The sequence below is a fragment of the Neisseria sp. P0021.S007 genome, from assembly GCF_051956855.1.
Genome location: NZ_JBQCXA010000264.1, coordinates 1 through 877 on the forward strand (window position 1 = coordinate 1; position 877 = coordinate 877).

Below are 877 nucleotides of genomic sequence, written 5' to 3' on the forward strand. Positions count from 1 at the left end.
GGATTATCATTTTCTATGCTTTGGTGGCAGCTTGGGCGTTCTGCCGAGGCAAAGGCAAGTCGGACGTGTTCAGCACATTCGCATTGGGCAATGCAATCTTTATCCTGCTCTTCCAAGCCTAGATTAATAATGAATCCAACGGCTTCCTGACACACTGGCACCTCTTTGCCGCAGCGCCGCTGCTGTTTGCCGCTGCCTACATGCTGCAATATTCGCGCGTCCAAACCGAAGCATCGGAAAACCAAGGCAAACAAGACCAACCCCTCCCATTCTCGCGGATTGCAGGCTGGGCTATCCTCGTTATCGCTCTGATGTTGGGCGGCTTCGCCACCTACACCCAATGGACGGGCGAGGAAATCCTGTTTATCGAGCTTTGGGCATTACCGATATTCACCGCCTTGCTGTTGCTTGCCAACCGTTTGAACTGGAAAGAGCTTTTTCAGACGACCTTGGCATTCATGCCTCTGTTTGCGCTGCACTTCATCGGCTATCACCTCGAGCACCTATGGACTGCCGCCGCAGCCCTGCCGCTTGCCGCCGCTACCGTGTTGAACTTCGTCATTCTGAACAACCGCCAAACCCATGCGCCTATCGACTTGCACAAACTCAACATCATCATGCTCGGCATCCTTTGGTCGCTTTGGGCAGGAATGTATGTCGGCAATCGTCTCGACGGCGTTTGGTCGCAGCTCTCGTGGCTTGCCGTACCGCTGATCATGTGGATCGTCCTCCATACGCAGCGACAGCGCGGCTTTTTCAGACGACATCAAGCCGCCTATCAGCATTTCGCCCTGCCGATAGCCGCCCTTGCATCGGCAAGTTGGATGATATGGACGAACTTCTCCACTCCGTTCCAACCCGCGCCGTTGCCGTATAT

At 54.6% G+C, this 877-nt stretch carries 1 pseudogene; it reads left to right on the top strand.

Annotated features, from left to right (window positions below):
* Positions 1-877: pseudogene (locus ACTHUR_RS12690) on the top strand (DUF2339 domain-containing protein); the annotation flags it as partial.